19 protein-coding genes are annotated in these 18980 nt (G+C 37.8%); 7 read left to right on the forward strand and 12 right to left on the reverse strand.

Translation table 11 applies throughout. The features are described 5' to 3' along the window. The first annotated feature begins 1 nt into the window (after position 1). Positions 2–514: a PCYCGC motif-containing (lipo)protein gene (locus tag MHB40_RS16520; RefSeq protein ID WP_342440986.1), complete on the forward strand. Its 513-nt coding sequence runs from the start codon at positions 2–4 to the stop codon at positions 512–514. 32 nt (positions 515–546) lie between these two features. Here the strand turns inward: MHB40_RS16520 and MHB40_RS16525 are convergent, their stop codons facing one another. The 6 genes from MHB40_RS16525 to MHB40_RS16550 form a co-directional block, all read right to left on the reverse strand. Further along, positions 547–2589: a cellulose biosynthesis cyclic di-GMP-binding regulatory protein BcsB gene (locus MHB40_RS16525; RefSeq protein ID WP_342440987.1), complete on the reverse strand. Its 2043-nt coding sequence runs from the start codon at positions 2587–2589 to the stop codon at positions 547–549. Beyond that, a complete protein-coding gene (locus tag MHB40_RS16530; protein ID WP_342532979.1) occupies positions 2589–3860 on the reverse strand; it encodes a glycosyltransferase in 1272 nt (423 codons plus the stop codon). The genes MHB40_RS16525 and MHB40_RS16530 overlap by 1 nt, the downstream gene beginning before the upstream one ends. After that, positions 3853–5301, reverse strand: coding sequence for a DUF2334 domain-containing protein (locus tag MHB40_RS16535; protein ID WP_342532980.1), 1449 nt, complete (start codon positions 5299–5301; stop codon positions 3853–3855). Before MHB40_RS16535 ends, MHB40_RS16530 begins: the two co-directional genes overlap by 8 nt. Then, positions 5291–6148 (reverse strand): diguanylate cyclase, encoded by an 858-nt coding sequence (locus tag MHB40_RS16540; RefSeq protein ID WP_342532981.1) that lies wholly within the window; start codon positions 6146–6148, stop codon positions 5291–5293. The genes MHB40_RS16535 and MHB40_RS16540 overlap by 11 nt, the downstream gene beginning before the upstream one ends. Beyond that, a complete protein-coding gene (locus tag MHB40_RS16545; protein WP_342532983.1) occupies positions 6129–7187 on the reverse strand; it encodes a hypothetical protein in 1059 nt (352 codons plus the stop codon). Before MHB40_RS16545 ends, MHB40_RS16540 begins: the two co-directional genes overlap by 20 nt. A gap of 275 nt (positions 7188–7462) precedes the next feature. Beyond that, a complete protein-coding gene (locus MHB40_RS16550; RefSeq protein ID WP_342440992.1) occupies positions 7463–7999 on the reverse strand; it encodes a hydrolase in 537 nt (178 codons plus the stop codon). A gap of 383 nt (positions 8000–8382) precedes the next feature. Here MHB40_RS16550 and serC point away from each other — a divergent pair, with 383 nt between their 5' ends. Both serC and MHB40_RS16560 read left to right on the forward strand, forming a co-directional pair. Continuing rightward, positions 8383–9471, forward strand: coding sequence for a 3-phosphoserine/phosphohydroxythreonine transaminase (gene serC / locus MHB40_RS16555; protein ID WP_342440993.1), 1089 nt, complete (start codon positions 8383–8385; stop codon positions 9469–9471). A 279-nt stretch (positions 9472–9750) separates the two neighbouring features. Then, complete coding sequence (locus MHB40_RS16560) at positions 9751–10110, forward strand: hypothetical protein (RefSeq protein ID WP_205444410.1); 360 nt, start codon at positions 9751–9753, stop codon at positions 10108–10110. 64 nt (positions 10111–10174) lie between these two features. Here MHB40_RS16560 and MHB40_RS16565 read toward each other — a convergent pair whose 3' ends face one another. Genes MHB40_RS16565 through MHB40_RS16575 form a run of 3 tightly spaced genes read right to left on the reverse strand, consistent with a single transcriptional unit; the run spans position 10175 to position 12224 of the window. After that, the gene (locus MHB40_RS16565) at positions 10175–10603 is read right to left on the reverse strand and encodes a Fur family transcriptional regulator (protein WP_342440994.1); all 429 of its coding nucleotides are present in this window, start codon (positions 10601–10603) and stop codon (positions 10175–10177) included. Beyond that, the gene (locus MHB40_RS16570) at positions 10600–11463 is read right to left on the reverse strand and encodes a metal ABC transporter permease (RefSeq protein ID WP_205444411.1); all 864 of its coding nucleotides are present in this window, start codon (positions 11461–11463) and stop codon (positions 10600–10602) included. The genes MHB40_RS16565 and MHB40_RS16570 overlap by 4 nt, the downstream gene beginning before the upstream one ends. A gap of 14 nt (positions 11464–11477) precedes the next feature. Then, positions 11478–12224 carry an ABC transporter ATP-binding protein gene (locus tag MHB40_RS16575; RefSeq protein WP_205444412.1) on the reverse strand — a complete coding sequence of 249 codons (747 nt, stop codon included), beginning with the start codon at positions 12222–12224 and terminating at the stop codon, positions 11478–11480. Positions 12225–12392: 168 nt separating this feature from the next. Here MHB40_RS16575 and MHB40_RS16580 point away from each other — a divergent pair, with 168 nt between their 5' ends. Beyond that, positions 12393–12629 (forward strand): Nif11 family protein, encoded by a 237-nt coding sequence (locus MHB40_RS16580; RefSeq protein WP_155591608.1) that lies wholly within the window; start codon positions 12393–12395, stop codon positions 12627–12629. 47 nt (positions 12630–12676) lie between these two features. On the opposite strand, the gene MHB40_RS16585 is transcribed toward MHB40_RS16580, so the two are convergent. After that, positions 12677–13570: a deoxyribonuclease IV gene (locus MHB40_RS16585; protein ID WP_205444413.1), complete on the reverse strand. Its 894-nt coding sequence runs from the start codon at positions 13568–13570 to the stop codon at positions 12677–12679. Positions 13571–13582: 12 nt separating this feature from the next. Then, positions 13583–14884 carry a DEAD/DEAH box helicase gene (locus MHB40_RS16590; protein WP_342443756.1) on the reverse strand — a complete coding sequence of 434 codons (1302 nt, stop codon included), beginning with the start codon at positions 14882–14884 and terminating at the stop codon, positions 13583–13585. A 293-nt stretch (positions 14885–15177) separates the two neighbouring features. Here MHB40_RS16590 and MHB40_RS16595 point away from each other — a divergent pair, with 293 nt between their 5' ends. The 3 genes from MHB40_RS16595 to MHB40_RS16605 all read left to right on the forward strand — a co-directional run bounded on the left by MHB40_RS16595 (position 15178) and on the right by MHB40_RS16605 (position 18221). Next, the gene (locus MHB40_RS16595) at positions 15178–16233 is read left to right on the forward strand and encodes a 2,3-butanediol dehydrogenase (RefSeq protein ID WP_342440995.1); all 1056 of its coding nucleotides are present in this window, start codon (positions 15178–15180) and stop codon (positions 16231–16233) included. Between the two features lie 448 nt (positions 16234–16681). Then, complete coding sequence (gene vrrA, locus MHB40_RS16600; RefSeq protein WP_342440996.1) at positions 16682–17176, forward strand: VrrA/YqfQ family protein; 495 nt, start codon at positions 16682–16684, stop codon at positions 17174–17176. Between the two features lie 76 nt (positions 17177–17252). Continuing rightward, positions 17253–18221, forward strand: a complete 969-nt coding sequence (locus MHB40_RS16605; RefSeq protein ID WP_342440997.1) for a 4-hydroxy-3-methylbut-2-enyl diphosphate reductase — start codon at positions 17253–17255, stop codon at positions 18219–18221. Between the two features lie 48 nt (positions 18222–18269). On the opposite strand, the gene MHB40_RS16610 is transcribed toward MHB40_RS16605, so the two are convergent. Beyond that, a complete protein-coding gene (locus MHB40_RS16610) occupies positions 18270–18971 on the reverse strand; it encodes a response regulator (RefSeq protein WP_342440998.1) in 702 nt (233 codons plus the stop codon). Positions 18972–18980 lie beyond the last annotated feature (9 nt).

Genomic DNA, 18980 nt, shown 5'->3' on the forward strand with positions numbered 1-18980 from the left:
TTTGAAGAAATCGATTTCTATTTTTGTTGTATTGGCGTTACTGTTATTAAGTGCTTGTGGAGAAAATAAAAACAGTGCTGATACCACTCCTGAGGCAAATGACGCCTCACATGAAGGACATAGCCATGCGGAGGCTTCGGGTGATATCCAAGAAGTAACCGCTTCTGCTGACGTCCTACCGACCTTTTTAGAGGACAAACAAGAAAATATTCGCTTAGTCTATCAAATCGCTGGACAATCGACAGAAATTCTCGAATGGATGCCATGCTATTGCGGCTGTGGAGAATCTGCTGGCCATCAAAGTAATTTAAACTGCTTTATTCAGGAAAAACGTGAGGATGGTTCTATCGTCTGGGATGATCATGGGACACGTTGTTTAGTTTGCTTAGAGATTGCTGTCCAGTCAGCACAACTGCATAAAGAAGGCAAGAGCTTAAAAGAGATTCGTCAGTTCATTGATGACACATATAAAGAAGGCTATGCAAAACCAACACCAACGGACATGCCTGCGTAAAAAAGCAAAGTCGCACAATCGCGACTTTGCTTTTATTGTTTCAATTGATTTTTCTTTCGTTTACGAAGGATGATATACAATATTACTGCGATGACAAGGATGAGCCCAAGAAATTCTGCAATTAAAATATAGGATATTTCACCTTTTTTATCTACCTTCACATCACCACTATCAGCTTTTTGCTCCACTGCCACGACAAATTGTCCTTCTTTTGTTTCAATCGCAGCGTCTGTCTGTGAATCTGTCTCTTTTAAGTGAGCATAAAAGTCACCTTTTACAGAAGCATGTTCTACTGAATGAATCCATAATAAAGGCTCGTTAAGCTGCCAGAAATTTTTTGTTATAAACACATATTGACCAATTGCCTCAGGTAAAAACCCTTGTGTGAGAAGCTGCTCAGATGTATGAGGAATTTTTGTGGCTTGTTTGGAAAGCCATGTGAGCTGTTCCATTTCGCCCATAAAAATCACTGCATGCTTTTGTAAAGCTTCCTCTGTTACATTCTTATCCTTCATCAGCGAAATTTGCGCCATATTGCCATTCGTCATTAGCGATTTATAAAGCGATACCATTGTTGTATCGTCCATTTCCCCATTATCAGGTATAACGATTAACGTATTTTCATGAAAAGCATTAGGAAAATCACGTAATGTAAATGTCGGTTCAGAAGTGTCCTTTGTAATCGATAATGTACTGTCACTATCAATGTAAATCCAATAGCGTTCATTGGTTGTTTCGCATGGATCTTCTAGTTGGAAGCCCGTTACTTCAAATTGGATATCGGTCATTGATAGTTTGTTGAGCACATTGGTTTGAATCGGTATAAGGGCCTCATACATATCTGTTGTTGTTTGTTCTAATTTTCGTAAATCTACTGCATGTGGCACATTATTGATATACGCGATCAATTCTAATTTTCGATCCTCATCCTCTTTGCTACCCGGTATAGTTGCTGATTTTTTGACTATCAAACGCATGAAAGCTTCTTTATTTGCCTCTAACTGTGGCAAGGACACATAGTAATGAGGTGTCATTGTCGCCTGGCTGGATAAAAGTCGATCCTCAAAGCCAAATTGCTTAAATGAAATCGTTGTATCAGATGAATCCTCTATTTTAGGAATATCTTGAATCGCTAATGTATCACCGATTAATTGCTCGAATAATCTTGCTTCGGTTAAAAAAGATAGTCGTTCCTGAATCACTTGTCCATTTGAAGAGGTTACGGCTAAAAGAGGTACTTTTCGATGAGAGTCTGTATTCACTAGTTCCTGCATCGTAAGTGTAATGACATCTTTCTCAACACTTATATTTTCTAACATCTTTTTCAATAGGCTTGTACTAAATTCATTTTTTGCCCCTACGATGATGATGGGACCTGTTATCTTATTAATAGCATCTTCACGCTCAATCTGTACATCTGTGTCACCATGTTCGGATAAAAAGGCTGCAAGCTGATACCCGCTGTTTAATGTGGCTTCAGAGGCTTGCTTTGGTACAATAACCGTCGTTGCATATCCCTCATAGCCTAAAAATGCAGCAGGATAGCTATTTAATGACCAAACATTGCTCTCCTCGCTAAATGCTGAAATAGACGATCCTATTTCAATACGTAGCCAATTTCCCGCGTTGCCAGGTGGTACACAAATCCCTTCTTTAAGAATGCCATAAAAACTAGCTGAAATTTTATGAGAACCCTTTAGCAGTGCTTCTTTTGGAAGATTGACGGTAACAGTCTGTTTTAATAAATCTGCTTTCAATGGGATTGTTTTAATGGCTACATCATCCACTTTCACCGTGAAGGAGGATGGCGCTATAAGTAGCTCAGAATGCTGGATTTGAAAAGTAACGTGCTGGTTATTGAATGCTACATCCTCGTTTAGATTGTAATAAAAATCTCTGGAAGAGGAAGGTCCCTGTAATTCAATTGGCTGTGCTAATAATGGCTTTTTCTGCTGTTGATTGCCTTCAATTGCAATGGTGTTGTCATCTACGGTAATGGTAGCTGCAACTGCATCATTAGCAAAACATAAAAAACCAATACAGAATAAACATAAATAGAAAAATTTGGTTCTCATTATTTTGCTCCTTTATCTGATTGCTTGGAAAAACGCTCTGTCTTATACCACTGAACTTCTTGGCCTGTAAACATGCGCTTTATTTCTAATAGTAATGACCAAACGACTAGTACAATCCACATTTGTGAATAGGTAAAATACATAAGTATGACATAGAAGAAATTTTTTCGATTCATTTCTGTTTTTTCAATACTTAAGGTAATCATCACTTCACCTAAAAATAGTAAAAAGGCTAAAACCCATAAAACAAGGGCAATGTCGCCAACGGTCAATCCAATATCATAAAATAAATTAATAATAAACAGGGCATTGGATAAAATGACACCAAAGAAAAATAAAAAATACGTAAAGAAGAAATAAAATAAATCAAATATTATACTTTTTCTTTTTAGGGTGAAAAATTGACTTAAAAACTTCAGCACGACATATTGATTGCCCCTTGCCCATCTTGTGCGCTGCTTCCACCATACTTTTAACGTTTCTGGTTCTTGCTCCCACGTAATGGCTTTTGGGAAAAAACGAATATGGTAGCCTAAATTATAAACACGGATGGTCAGCTCCGTATCTTCAGCTAATGCTTTCACATCCCATCCACCTAATTGCTCCAAAACCGTCCGTCGGATTGCGAAATTGGTGCCAGGTATAGTTGCCACCTTAAACCACTTCCAACGCCCGCCTTGAGCCATCCATTGGAAACAAATCGTTTCTATATTGATAAAACGCGTTAACCATGTTTCTGCCGCATTAATAACGCGAAATTTCCCAACAGTGGCAGCCGCTTTCGGATCATTCATGAGCCCCATCACTAAATACCAAACGGCCATCCGTTCAGGTGTATTATCAGCATCATAAACCACTACAATATCCCCAGTTGAATCAGCTAGGGCAGAATTTAAGGCAGAGGATTTACCTTTCCCTTTGTTTGGCTCTACCGTTTCAATGACACGAATAAATGGGAATTTCTCTGCGTATCGCGCTGCAATAGCTCCTGTTTCATCCGAGGAATTATCATTAATGACGATCACCTCGAGTTGATCTTTCGGATAATAAAGTCGTGACATGGCCCGTAGTGTCTGTTCAATAACGAGCGCTTCATTGTGCGCAGGAATAAAGACACTAACAGAGGGAACTTTGTCCATTTTTTTAGCCCAGTCATCAATGGGCTTTTCAAATGTCCGAAAGTGTAAATAACCACCCTCCATTAAAAACATATGGTAGAGCAGCATGATCCAAATGAGGAAAAGAGAAATAAAAAATAATGTATTAGCCATTTGTTTTCCTCTCCTCAAATAATCTCTTACGTAAGGTAATCCGTAAACGCAAGGTACTTATAAAAAATAATGTAACAAACAGCGAAACAATCAAGACAAGCGCCCATAAAATCAATTCAAATGGTCGTTCATCAAATAAAATCTTCAAACGTTCTATTTTTGTAAACGATAATTGAATCGTTTGTTCGCCATTTTCATGTTGCACAATCGAAACATTTTCTGATGTGACTCGTTGCTTTGTTTGTCGGAAATTAAGTAGTTCAATTTGTGGATGTTCACTTAAATAAGTGGCAAGATCTTGAACATAGGAAGCATTAAAATAGGCAGGGTATTGAATACCAATGATAGAACTCGGAACTTTTAATAACAGCTCTATTTTCTGTTTAACAGGATACAAAGGATTATTGTCCGTATTGGCAATAGCTCCTACTGTCATCGGATATATGGTGTGACTGTCGTTTTGCGATAGATAGAGCTGTTGATTTCCTTGTTGAATACTACCTTGAAAAAAAGAGCTACTGCCACTAATTATTGTTGGATAGATTTTACGAAGCACTAAATAATCGAGATTTTTTTCAGTTTGACTAGCAGTAGACGAAGAAAGGACGAATGGATACCCTTCCTTTTGCAATTTTTGTAAATAACTTAATAATTTTTTGTTATCGTGCAATTGATAGGTTTTTTTTTCATATTCATCCTGCAAAATCGGTGTGACTTCAAGAGCTACCGGGATTCTTTTTTCAGAAAATTCCATCACCACTTCTTTTAATTTCTGTACCTCTGTTTTCATATTGATATCTGTTAAAACGATAAAGGCAGGATGTATCTGCGGCTTGGATAAATGTAATAATTCACCTATTATGGCTGGCCATTGATAGTGCAAAAAATCCTGATTGATGAAATCCCCAATAAATGACCAATTGTCCTTTGTGACGATAAAAGGATAGGACTGATTCAAAGAAGAAGCATACTTTACTATTTCCGAATCTGCAGAAGGTTGTATACTTTTCCATCGAACAGGGTTGTTTAAACTTTCTTCTCCTATAGCTCGAAGCTCCACTACAGGTCCTTCCTGCCACTTGGAAAAAGTTGCGAATTGAAGTGCATTCTCACCAATCAGCAATACAGGTCCTTGAAATTGATTCAATGCAGATAGTGCATTTTGAGGGATTTTTGTTTGGTAGGAGTTCAAAATTACAATGCGTTTATACTGTTGTAGATTGCGTTCATTGACATCCTCTATATAAACAACATCTACGGACGTAGATGTTTGCAGCATCTCTTGCAAAGCGAATACATCATCATTTGGCTGCTGGTTGCTCGTGACATAAATCAATGCCACGTCCTTGTCTGCTTCTACTGCATATGCGATTTCATTATTGATGAAAGTATAAAAACAAAGCAATCCCATGGCGAACCATAATTGATAGTTAGAGCGCACTTGTTTTCATCTCTCTTTCCAGATCTTTTAATAATTCATCAAACGTGGATTCTTGCAGTGGCTGATAGGTGAAATAGCTTGTTTTATAACTAATGGTTACCCATTTACCATTTAACAATTGATGATTTTTCAAAGCTTGGTCCAATTTGTCATAGATGACTTCCATATATTTGTCAGTCGTATCGATTAGTAGCAACCCGATATGATCTTCACGAAAACGAAATTTTTTATCTGTTAGTCTGACAGTTTGCTGTATCCTTTGTGAAAGTTGTTGCCATAAATGTTGTATTTCTTTTGCCCCGTAAAGCTGTTGGAACTTTCGATAATTCTCAATTTTTAACACCATAAAAACAAAGGTTTGTTTCTGTCGATCCGCTCTTCGCATCTCCTCATTGACACTGATATACATACGTGTTTCATTATCAAAACCCGTTTCAACATCAATCGCTACATAATTCCTTACGTCTTCTTGCAGTTTCTTTAAATAGTTTTCCTGATCCTTCATTAATTCATGCACCCTACCGGCACAAAGAATAAGTAGCAATAACATAATGCCATAGAGGAAAAACAGCTGCATGGAGAAGGCTGGATTTAGAAATGTCAAAGATCCTGATATTCCTGTATAAAGCAACGTTGAACCTGTAATAAAAATTAATACTAAGCTACTTATAAGTCCAAATACGATCCCTCTCCAAAGTGTAAGAACAATTAATAGCAATAAAAGAACGTATAATAGCAAGCCTTCAGCATCCTGACGCAGTAAAAAATAAGTAGGTATTTGTAAGAGTAAAATAAGGATGGTTCCATAGACAAAAATAGCTCTATTTCTAGTCATTGTTGTACGCATTTTCTACCTCCCTTTCTGCTAATAGTGGTAGTAAATTATCAAAACTATGCGTTGCCCTTGTTTTTTTATCAACATAACCTGTTGTAGGGTCCTTTAAGGTTTCCATTTTCTCAATAAACTGCTGTGCTATTTGCTGTTCGTCTAATGCAAGCATGTATCTCGCTGCCATGGCATAAACAGCTGGTGATTCATAGTCAACAGTTGGTTGATTCGTTTGAGGATTATAACGACCATATAATTGATTGTCTCTTTTCAGAAGGTTTAATAGCCAGTCTTTGAATGCTGCTGTGTCCCCATCTATAGAAGCCAGATGATAAGCTGTGTACAACTGATCAATCATGTGTAATTCTTCGTCAAACACATACTTTTCAGCAGAAATATCATAATATTTTGGAAAAAACCCTGCATTAGCTTGTGGCGCATTTTGTATAATAGCTAACTGCTGTTGGACTTGTTGTTGGGATAAGAGACCGTTTTTTTCCATCTCATAAAAAGCTGAAGGCATAATATAGCTAATCGTTAACGTATTGGCTTTGTCATGGCTGTCAACATCAACAAAATCGACAAATAATTCTTTATTCATTCCATGCTGAACCAAGTTCTCTCCTATTTTTTTACCCAATTGTAAGTAAGTTGAATCATGCCATTTTTCACCGGCTGACAGTAAAACACGAATGATTCGCAAATCATCAATCAATGCATTAACAGAAGCCTTTCTAGTCCCCTCGATTCGCCAGACAATAAAATCATTTGTTAAAAAGTATGATTTCATAACATTTATTTGTTCATTAAAACGGGCTTGATCATCTTTTTCTAGTAAATACGCCAACCATAACCCTACTGACTCTGATAAAAATAGATCTTTTTGGTTTGTTAAATCTGTGCATAATAATCCTTTATCATTTAGTAAATCTTGAATAACAAATTGTTCCGTTGATGAAAGAGGATCTTTTTGTCCATTTACTTCTTTACCTGTACAACTAATCGAAAGAAAAACTACACTAACTATTAACAGTAACCATTTAATATTTTTTATCATCGTCATCATCCTCATTAATAGTTATCTCCCTATAATGAATTCCGGTTTTTTATTATAGTATACAACAATTAGAATGGCTAAGTTTTTATATGAGTAATGTCATAATTTATACAGATTTAATAAAAAAAGATGTTTGAAAAAGGTCTATATACCCATCAAACATCTCCTGTTTTATATATAAAATTATTATATTTTTATACATTTCTATCGAAAGCAAAAATTGTTATTACAGTGTATGAAGGACACAGACCTATTGTTTCAATTTTAACTCCACGTCACTTAACAAGCTTCAAAATGGTTTTAAAATGTTCATGATCTGCACGTTGTAGTAGCTCATATAAGATCATTTCGGTGCTTGTTGGATAAATACCAAGGGCATTCATCTTTGCAAGCCCAATTTCTTTATTTGCCTTTGTTCGAGAAGATACGGCATCAACAACAACCTCGACTTCAAATCCTTGTTCTTTCAGTTGTCTAGCCGTTTGGTACACACAAATATGTGTTTCGATACCTGTGACAATAAATTGAGAACGTCCATTTTCCTTCATCGCCTCTACAAATGCCTCTTCTTGGCACGCACTAAAGGCCATTTTGGCAATAGGTTGCCCTTGTAAATGCTGGGCAATATCAAGTGCCGTTCCGCCTAAACGACTTGGATTCTGTTCTAGCCATAAAATAGGTACTTCTAGTGCTTGCATCGCTTGTACTAGCTTTGCCACATTATCAATTATCGTTTCACTGTCATCCACAATTGTTGCTAACTTTCCTTGCACATCTACAACTACTAAACAAGCTTTCTCTACTGTAAACATCCTAAACACCTCTTTTTCTTCTCTTTATAATATTATACAAAAATTTGCTTACCTATCGTAAAGTAATAAGGATTTTCTCTAATAATAGATTGATTTATCATGTTCTTTCACACTTTATCAAACAGAATCATCTGTAAACAAAAACACGAACATTGTTAATATCAAACTCTAAAAATATATTCAATATACGAAAAATATAACTTTTGTTTAAAAATAAGCCTCTATTCGTTCGTGTTTAACACAAAATACTTGCTTAAATGTGTACATTTTGTTGCGAGCCTGTCGCCATTCTGCTCAAATATTAAGAATTTTATTTTTTCTCTTGAAAATTAGGGTATAATCCAGTAAAGTTCTGTTATTAACCAAACAAGGAGTGTACCACTTTGACACAACGTGCATACAATTTCAACGCAGGTCCATCTGCTCTACCACAAGAAGTATTAGAGAATGCTCAACAACAATTAGTAAACTTCCGTGATTCAGGTATGTCTATTATGGAAATGAGTCACCGTAGTGCCATTTTCGACGATGTACATAACGAAGCTATTACTTTATTAAAAAAGCTTTACGCTATTCCAGAAAACTATGAGGTACTATTCTTACAGGGTGGAGCAAGCCTTCAGTTTACAATGGTGCCTATGAACTTCTTAAACACTGAGCAAAAGGCTAGCTATGTATTATCAGGCTCATGGTCTGAGAAAGCTTTTAAGGAAGCTAAATTGTTTGGAACACCTGTTGAAGCTGCAAGCACAAAAGAAAACCAATACCGCAATATTCCTGCATTAGAAGCTATTCAATTCAATGAAGATGATGCTTATGTTCACATTACTTCCAATAACACGATATACGGTACACAATGGAAAAACTTCCCTAACACAGGAAATGTTCCACTAGTAGCGGATATGTCAAGTGATATTCTGTCTAAGCCAGTGGATATTGAAAAGTTCGGAATCATCTATGCTGGTGCTCAAAAAAACCTTGGCCCTTCAGGTGTAACGGTCGTGATTATTCGCAAAGATTTACTTGAAAAAGCGAATAAAAACATCCCAACGATGCTAAAGTATACAACACATGCCGATAGTAATTCTCTTTATAATACACCACCGACATTTGGGATCTATATGCTAGGCGAGGTGTTAAAATGGGTAGAAGCTAAAGGCGGCGTAGCAGAAATTGAAAAACATAATGAATTAAAGGCAAAAGTGATTTATGATGCCATTGACAATAGCAATGGTTTCTACAAAGGCCATGCGACACCTGAAAGCCGTTCTTTAATGAATATTACATTCCGTGTTGCAGATGAGGAGCTTGAAAAGCAATTCCTTGTAGAGGCAAAGGCAGCAGGTTTTATCGGGCTAAATGGACACCGTTCTGTAGGTGGCTGTCGTGCTTCCACTTATAATGCAGTGCCACTGGAGGCTTGTGAAGCTTTACGAGATTTCATGGTAGATTTCCAACAAAAACATCAATAAACTTATCTTTGAACGACGAGTCCTTACATTTCTGTAGAGACTCGTCGTTTTTCTCATTTGTAGAGGGAAACAAGCAAATCTATCCCCATAAAATTAACTTGTGTAGATGTTTATAGCAATATTTCAACTTAGGGCTTTACACAATGCCAAAGTTTTTGAGAAATATATAGATTTTTAAGCTGCCTATCGGACATATCGCCAGCCTCTAGCTATGCACCAAACATAGATTATTACTGTAAGGGTTACCCTTACGAAACTAGAGGAAGGGAGGTCTAGACAATGGAAGATAAACGATATATGTCACATATGAATTGGCAAGGCTGTAAATGTCCTAAAAAAGAGGAAAAATGCTGTCAACGTAAAGTTGAGAAATGTCCTTGTCAAAAAGAGGAAAAATGTACACCAAGAATGAGCAGCAACTGTAGAAGTTGTATTTGTCAACAATTAAGAAAATTAGAGCTTGCTACTACACTAGATATCTTCTTATCTGGAGGTATTAGCTTCTTAGGTGTGACTTTCATCTCCTTCGATCCACGAACTTGCTGTGCATACTTCCTTGAGCCAGGTGCAGCAGCTGCTTCTCCTTTAATCGTAGATTGCAATAAAATTGTTGCGATTCGCCGAGTGGCAGTAGCTTAATCAATTTAGAGGGTAGCCCTATACAGGCACCCTCTTCTTACATAGAAAAAAACTCTGTCAACATTTAATGTGACAGAGTTTCATGCTTACAATCTGGGCATTTCCCATATATTTCAAACTTATGATTTTCAATTTCATAGTCAGGCAATTTTTCACCTAACATTTCCATTGGACAAAGATTAAGCTCTTTGACGTTGCCACAATCCATACAGATAAAATGATGGTGATGATGCGCAGATTCACAGTGCATACGGAAATTACGTTCCCCTGATAGCTCTGTTTCATCTAATATCCCAAGTTTCACAAAAGTAGCAAGGTTACGATAAATGGTATCAAAACTCATTCCCGGAAAATCTTTTTTTAAAACATCCAATAAATCACGAGCTGTTAGATATTTATCTGTTGCTGCAAACATATCTAATATTAACTCCCGTTTATCTGTTTTTTTATAGCCATTTTCCTTTAATATTTCCCACGCTCTTGAAATATTCATTGCGCTACCTCCCCCTGCTTTGCAGCCATTTTAAATGCTACCTTCTTTCCTAGGATTACAAGTAACAAAATCAAAATAGAAGTGACAACAATCGTGCCTCCTGGCGCTAAATCCAAATAAAATGCACTAATTAGTCCAATTAATACAGCTGTTTCTCCAAAAACAATAGCATAAAAAATGGTTTGCTTAAAGCCCTTTGCCAAGCGCATTGCAGCTGCGACAGGTAACGTCATCAACGATGATACTAGTAAAATACCTACTATGCGCATGCTTGCCGCAATGACAAGTGCTGTCACAATCATAAATAAAAGATGAACCCAACGAGCCGGAAGTCCGCTAGCTTTTGCATATTCCTCATCAAAAGACAAAACAAATAATTCTTTAAAAAATAAAAACAAAAAGACAATAACAATAGCAGCTATTCCGATCACTACCCATAAATCTTGGCGAGACACAGCAGATACTGAGCCAAATAAATAGCTCATTAAATCTGTACTAAAGCCACTGGCAAGTGAGATAAAGATAGCACTAATCCCAATACCACCTGACATAATGATTGGAATGGCAAGCTCCTCATAGTGCTTATACAAACGTCTTAGACGCTCAATTAAAATAGAGCCACTAACAGAAGCTAGTATTCCTAGATAAATAGGATTGAGCATTGCTAATGCTGTTACTGATTGACTGATGTATAAGCTCCCAGCGATTCCTGCGAGTGTTACATGCGACAATGCATCCGCAATCAAGGATAGTCTACGTACAACAATAAACACACCCAGCAATGGAGCAAGTATGCCAATTAATAATCCAGAGAAAAAGGCATTTTGTAAAAATTCATAGTGTAAAATTGCTTCAATCATCGTGCCTACTCCTTCTAATGAATCTTTCTCACGGAATGGCCATACCAAGCGTCTAGCGCATCCTGAGAAATATTATCAAATTCATTTTTATAGCCATGGAAGTGAATGGTTTGATTCAAACATGCCACATGGCTAATGCGATTTGATACCGTATCAACATCGTGTGTGACAAGAATCATGGTAATTCCTTGTTCCCGATTCAATTTCGCCAGCATATCATAAAATGACTGCACATTCTCGTGATCAATGCCGACCGTTGGCTCATCTAAAATGAGCAGTTTGGGATCACTGACTAGAGCTCTTGCAATAAAAACACGTTGTTGTTGTCCACCAGATAGTTCTCCAATGTTACGATTCATAAAAGCATCCATGCCAACTGCCTTTAAAGCTTCTTGAACTTTCCCTTTGGCATCTCGGCCAGGTCTTTTAAAAAGCCCTAATTTTTTCGTTAATCCACTTTTCACGACCTCTTGCACGGTTGCTGGGAACCCAGAATTAAAGGCATTGGATTTTTGCGACACATAGCCAATCCATTCACGGTGCTTAAAATTTGCACTTGGTTCGCCAAATAATTTTATTTCTCCAGATAAAGGTTTTAATAAACCTAAAATAATTTTTAATAATGTTGATTTTCCCGAACCATTCGGACCGAGAAGCGCTAAAAAATCACCCTCTTCTACACGAAAAGAAATGTTTTTTAGAACTTGCGTATAGTCATATTGAAATGACACATTTTCAATGTCAATAAGTGTTGTTTTCATGCATGATCGCTTCTTTCTAATTCAAAATCATTACGATTTACAAATTGTAAGTATAAAGGAAAGTGCAGTTTTTGTAAAGAAAAGAAGATGGATGCTTTTTTCGAATAGGCTAAATGTAAGTGTGTATATGATTTCATGAAAATAAAATGGGATAAAGGAGGATTGACTTTGAGTATTCAATTTTTACAGCAATTAGCACAAAGCACGGATAAGGAAATTGTCGCGATTGCTCGTGAAGAAGGCTTTAACATTACGACTTCTGAAGTAAAAAAACTTCGACCTTATTTGGAGCAATTCTCATTTTCTTGGCTATTTTTAGGTATTCCTAAAGATATTCTTGTTGAAGTGGAGGCGGTTTTAGGAAGAAAGCGCTCTCGTCAACTCATCGCCTTGTTTACAAAATAAAAAAAGCCCGAAATCAGAATCACAGCCTGATTTCGGGTTATTTAATGTTAGCCTTTTAACGCTTCAATAAGCTCAGGCTTAAATGTACCGTTTCGTAACATATCGATTTCCACTTTATACGGAGCTACCTTAGATTTGGCATCACTATTGAGAGGAACAAATGGCGTTTCTAAAATTTTGGGAACATCCATTAATTGCGGATGATGTACTACATAGTTGAGGGCATCAAAGCCAATATGACCAAAGCCAATATTTTCGTGGCGATCTTTACCTGCGCCTCGCACATTTTTGGAGTCATTAATATGCAATACTTTAATGCGTTCCACACCGATTATTTTATCAAATTCGTTTAATACACCATCAAAATCTTCTACAATATTATAGCCAGCATCATGTGTGTGACAAGTATCAAAGCATACAGAAAGACGTTCATTATTTGTTACACCGTCAATAATTTTAGCAAGCTCTTCAAAGGAACGCCCACATTCTGTCCCCTTCCCTGCCATGGTCTCTAATGCAATTTGAACGGGATAGTCTTGAGATAATACCTCATTTAAACCTTCAATAATTTTAGCAATGCCAGCATCAGCACCTGCACCTACATGGGCCCCAGGGTGTAAAACAATTTGCGTTGCTTCCAGTGCGGCAGTACGTTCAATTTCTGATTGTAGAAAATCTACGCCGAGACGGAATGTTTCTGGTTTTTCTGTATTGCCAATATTAATAATATAAGGTGCATGGACAACAATATTGGTCATACCATGCTCTTTCATATGCAGGAGGCCATTCATGATGTTTAAGTCAGCAATGGCTTTACGACGCGTATTTTGCGGTGCTCCTGTATAAATCATAAATGTATTGGCTCCGTATGATAGAGCCTCTTTACTAGAGCCAAGTAGCATTTCTTTCCCACTCATCGAAACATGTGAGCCAAGTAACATGTAAAAGCCTCCTTATTTTTTACCTCGTGCTTTTAAGCGACGTTCACGTTTTTTAACTTTTTCCATTTCCCACTTCATATTACGTTTATAGCCAGGTTTCACCTTTTTAGGCTTACGCACCAATGCTTTTGCTTTCACATCAATTTCATTCTCTTGCTTCACACGATTTTTACGAGCATGACGCTCTTTTAACTCTGACCATTCGCCATCTTTGACATCTTTTTGTACAAAAGGAATGCCCATTTTTTCTACGCGAACGACTGCATCCTCATCTGATGGCTCAAATAAAGTAATGGCTGTCCCTTTATTGCCTGCACGAGCTGTACGACCAACACGGTGAATAAAGAATTCTAAGTCCTCTGGGATTTCGTAGTTAATTACATGAGAAATTCCTTGAATATCGATACCACGAGCAGCTAAATCAGTCGCTACAATGTATTGGTAGTCAAGATCACGTATTTGCTTCATCATCTTTTTGCGATCACGTGGACTTAAATCACCGTGGATTTGGCCACAACGGATACCATGTTCATTTAAGTAACCAGCAACGTGTTCTGCTGTTTTACGTGTATTGGTAAAAATAACAGCTAAAAACGGATTAATGCCTTCAATAACTTCTAGTAGACGTTTGTTACGCGATTTTGAGCGCACTGGCACAAGGACAAAATCGATCCCTTCTGCCACTGGTCGTTTATCATTCATATGGACGTGCACTGGCGCTTCCATATATTTCTTTAAAAACGGCTGAAGTTTTTCCGGAATTGTTGCAGAAAAAACATACATTTCAAGCTTTTCTGGCATCTGAGAAGCAAATCCATCAATCTCTTCAATAAAGCCCATATCAAAAGCTAGATCCGCTTCATCAACAACTAAAATTGGTGCTGTATGCACAAATAACGCTTGTGCTGAAACAAGGTCACGAATACGTCCTGGTGTTCCAACAACAATTTGTGGCTGTGTTTTTAATTTATCAATGGAGCGTTGTTTGTCCGTACCCCCAATAAATAGTTTTGCTTGAATAGCAGTTCCTTCTATTAGTTGATTTAATGCATCAAAAATTTGTTGTGCTAACTCTCGTGTAGGAGAAGTAATAACGGCCTGTACTTCCTGTTTTTCTGCATCAATACGTTGAACAATCGGAATTAAAAAACTATGTGTTTTCCCTGTTCCTGTATGTGCCTGTCCAATAGCACTCTTCCCTTTTAATAAAAGCGGAATAATTTCTTTTTGAATTGGTGTCGGTTCTGTAAAGCCAAGATTTGCAATGGCGTCCTGCAAAAATGGCTGAAAATTATAATCAGTATATTTTGACATCATTCGTTCCTCCTAACATCTTTTTCATTGTACCATGATTCGAACTTTAAGGTATATTTACGTCCTATTTCTTACTAGCATAAACATAATTTTAATGTTTTATTATCACCGTAACAAAGCCCTTATCAAAGGTACTTGAAATACGCAGAATATGCAATCAAAAAAGCGCTGCAACAATGTTCGAAAACGCTTGTAATATGTAATTTTTATGTCAATTTATAGGGAACTAATGATTAGCAGATTCTCCACATGTTATGATAGGGCTGTAAGACATTATAGGAGGTTGATAGATTATGAAAGCAGCAAGATGGTATAAAGCAAAAGACATCCGTGTAGAAAACATTGAAGAACCAGTCATCGCACCTGGAAAAGTAAAAATTAAAGTACATTGGACAGGGATTTGTGGCAGTGATTTACATGAATACGCAGCTGGGCCAATCTTTATTCCAGTGGAGCAACCTCACTATGTAAGTAAAGACATCGCGCCCATTGTGATGGGACATGAATTCTCAGGAGAAGTAGTTGAAATTGGCGATGGTGTAACATCTGTTAAAATAGGAGATCCAGTAGTAGTAGAACCAATCCTTGCATGTGGCGAATGTGCTGCCTGTAAAAAAGGTAAATATAATATTTGTAAGCATTTAGGTTTCCACGGTCTTTCAGGCGGCGGCGGAGGATTCTCCGAATATACAATGGTAGAGGAAAAATTAGTTCACAAAATGCCAGAAGGTCTTTCTTATGAGCAAGGGGCACTTGTAGAACCAGCAGCAGTCGCTTTACATGCCGTGCGTCAAAGTAAATTAAAAGCCGGTGACAAAGCTGCTGTCTTTGGAACAGGACCTATCGGACTTCTTGTTATCGAAGCATTACGTGCAGCAGGCGCTGCAGAAATCTATGCTGTAGAGCTTTCGGCAGAGCGTGCCGCAAAAGCTTTAGAACTAGGTGCAACAGCTGTCATTAACCCTAAAGATGAAGATGCCGTTGCGCGTCTACATGAATTAACAAATGGTGGCGTAGATGTTGCCTTTGAAGTAACAGGCGTTCCTGTAGTATTACAACAAGCTATTGACTCAACAACTTTTGAAGGCGAAACAATCATCGTGTCGATTTGGGAGTCTACAGCTGCTATCCAGCCGAACAACATTGTTCTATCAGAGCGTACAGTCAAAGGAATTATTGCCTACCGCGATATTTTCCCAGCAGTAATGGAGCTTATGACACAAGGTTACTTCCCTGCAGACAAGCTTGTTACAAAACGAATTGCTCTTGATGAAGTAGTAACAGAAGGCTTTGAAGCTTTAATGAAGGAACGTAATCATATTAAAATTCTTGTCAATTCTCAAGCATAATCTAGCATCAATTACGCCTCAGCGTAATTGCGTCCAGATTTTTTTCGGGCTTGCTCGAAAAGCTCCTCTTCAAAATCTGTGACATCCGCTGGAGCTTTTATCTTGATTCAGTCGGTATTTGGACACCGACTGAATCAAAGAGAACAATTTATGCAGTCATCTCACCACCGATAGAGGTGGCGTTTTCTGCTGAATCAAGATAAAGAAAAACGTCGAGTAGTTGCTCGGCGTTTTTTGTCGTTCGGCGTTCCAAGGTAAACTTGTGGCACAATTTTTTTATCTACATATAATACGCTCACAAGCAAAAAGTAGTAGGTCACTTCTGTGCATTTCCACATATGGATCGTGGGTTATTGTTGATCTATATTGAACCCTCCCATTAGCCTTTGCATATCATAGCTATAGTCAGGTATGTCATCAATGAAAAACAAGTAGAAAGGAGATCATTATGGTATTTCGACCACCTTATCCATACCCAATGTACCCGGGTGGCATGAGAATGCCCATGCCCATGCAAACACCTCCACAGATGTCGCCACAGTCCTTTTTCCCGCCTGGAGGCTTCCCTGGTCAACCACGAATTCCAGGCGGCTTTCCAATGGCTAATGGAATAGGTTCATTTGGAGGGCAAATGCCGATTCCACCTGTGCAAGAAGCTTCGAAAGTCGGTTCATTTTTACAGCAAGCCAACAGTTTATTCAATACAGCCAAAACCTATACCCCTTATATCCAACAAGCTATGCCGATGGTGAAAAATATTCCATCACTCTTAAAATTGTATAAAGGATTCCAAGGACTTCCTTCCTCTGGCGGTGGAGCAGCTGAAGCAGCAGGAAGCGACAGTAAAGCTGCTGGAAGTAGACGGTCATCCAGGCAAAGTGCATCATTTACGCCTCCCGAGCCACTTCCATCCAAACCACGTATTTTCCAACCACCTATGTAAATGAACGTTTCTTTGTATTCACAGTCCCTGTCCGTTATAATGTAGATAGGTAAGCTTGAAAGGAGTCACAACCACCATGCAAGTATTAAAAATTAATCCACGTGGCTATTGCTACGGTGTTGTGGATGCGATGGTGATCGCTCGTAACGCCGCACTTGATAAAACATTACCAAGACCTATCTACATCTTAGGGATGATTGTGCATAATAAACATGTCACAGATGCGTTTGAAGAGGATGGTATCATCACGTTAGATGGTGAGAACCGCCTAGAAATTATTGAACAAGTTGAAACAGGTACTGTCATTTTTACAGCACATGGTGTTTCACCGGAAATTCGTGAGATTGCGAAGCGAAAAGGCTTAGTGTCCATTGATGCTACATGTCCTGATGTAACAGTTACCCACGATTTAATTCGTGAAAAATCTGCAGAAGGCTATGACATTATTTATATTGGTAAAAAAGGACATCCCGAACCAGAGGGTGCTATTGGCGTTGCCCCGGAGCATGTCCATTTAGTACAGTCTTCTAATGATATTGATGCTTTACAATTAACAAATGATAAATTACTTGTCACAAATCAAACGACAATGAGCCAATGGGATGTCGCCCATTTAATGGATAGTTTAAAGGAAAAATTTCCACATATTGAGGTACACAAAGAGATTTGTTTAGCTACACAAGTCCGTCAAGAGGCTGTTGCTCAGCAAGCAGGTGAAGCGGATTTACTTATTGTTGTAGGTGATCCTAAATCGAATAACTCGAACCGTTTAACACAAGTTTCTGTAGAAATTGCAGGAACACCATCCTATCGAATTGCAGATGTTTCAGAGCTAAAAGTAGAATGGTTAAAAGGGATCAACATTGTAGCAGTAACAGCGGGTGCTTCTACGCCAACACCAATTGTAAAAGAGGTTATTAACTTCCTTGATCAATTTGATGAAAATGATCCATCTACACACGAGATCAAGCGTACAGTGACACTTAATAAAATTCTGCCAAAGATTAAGACACCAACACCTGTTGATAAAATCCTGCCCTATTAATGAATAGCAAAAAAATCCTGGTTGCCATCATGACAATCAGGATTTTCTTTATTTACTAAAATAATAGTTTATCGGACGACCAATCCCACCGTAATGGACATCCATTGTGATTTCCTCTTGTTTCTCTAAATAATCTAAATATCTTCTGGCTGTTACGCGGGCAATACCTACTCCACTCGCTACTTCTTCTGCTGATGCTCCATCTACCGATTGTAAAAAGTGCACAACCTTTTCAAGTGTGGTACGATTAAAACCTTTTGGGAGATTTTTCTCAGATTTCAATGGAACGGATTGTTCCAAAATGGTTTGTCCATCACGATAATGAAATAACTGATCCAATTCTCCTTGTGTGAGCTCATGTTCTGTTTGTGTTTGCTTTTTAAAGCGTAAATAATTGTCAAGTGTCCCTTTGACACGTTCAAAAGAAAATGGCTTCATTATATAATCAAAAACACCTAGATGTAGTACTTGTTTCACTGTCTCCATGTCATTTGCAGCCGTTACGGTAATGACATCTACTGGTATATCCAGCTCACGTATTTTGCGTAAGCTTGTAATACCATCTTGCTCTGGCATAAAAATATCCATAAAAACTAAATCAGGCTCAAGATGACGAATTTGTGTAATGCCTTCTAAGCCATTAGGTGCCTGTCCAATCACTTGAAAATGTTCTACCTTTTCAATAAATTGACGATTTACCTCTCGTACCATTGGATCATCCTCAATTAATAATACCTTGATCTGTGCCACTGCTAGCCC

It is taken from the genome of Lysinibacillus sp. FSL K6-0057 (assembly GCF_038630885.1).
In the GTDB taxonomy this organism is placed as follows: Bacteria; Bacillota; Bacilli; order Bacillales_A; family Planococcaceae; genus Lysinibacillus; species Lysinibacillus fusiformis_F.